This window comes from Acidithiobacillus concretivorus (genome assembly GCF_018853445.1).
GTDB classification, from domain to species: Bacteria; Pseudomonadota; Gammaproteobacteria; order Acidithiobacillales; family Acidithiobacillaceae; genus Acidithiobacillus; species Acidithiobacillus concretivorus.
Map to the genome: position 1 here is coordinate 1 of NZ_JABELD010000158.1, position 571 is coordinate 571.

Below are 571 nucleotides of genomic sequence, written 5' to 3' on the forward strand. Positions count from 1 at the left end.
GTGGCGGCCGGCCAACCTACCGATTTCTGGGATCTGAATCTTCCCGAACAAACTGAAAATTACGTGGCCGAATTGTTGGGTCTTGCCCAGGTCATCAAAAATGCCAAGGCTTACCACGTCAGCCTGCCCTATATCCCCAACACGGCCCACATAGCGGTAGTCACCACCCCTAAATCGGTCGCCCTCAATGTGGCTGCCAATTTGATGAATGTCCCGGTGCGCGAATTGCAGCACCTCAATGCCGGAATCAGTTATGGCGTAGTCCCGGCGGACTATCAGCTCGTGGTTCCCAAGGACAAGGCGGCCACGCTAAAAACAGCGCTGTTGACCATGCCGCAGGAGGCTGCAGCCCAGGCTTTGCCCGTCGCCCAACCGGCCGTCGCGGCCACCTCCGTGGCCCAGCCCGTCACTCAGGCACGGCTCAGCCATTTGACGGTACATCCAGGGAACACCCTGTCACAAATAGCCATGCGCGCGGGGGTCAGTGTTCAGCAGATGAAGCAGTGGAATCATCTGCGCTCCGCGCGTGATCTGCAGGCAGGTCAGCAGTTGGTGGTTTATGGGGGGCATC

At 58.8% G+C, this 571-nt stretch carries 1 protein-coding gene; it reads left to right on the forward strand.

All coding sequences use genetic code 11. From position 1 onward, the window contains the following. Positions 1-571 (forward strand): LysM peptidoglycan-binding domain-containing protein (locus HJG40_RS14160; RefSeq protein WP_215864796.1); only part of this gene is annotated, 571 nt, incomplete at both ends.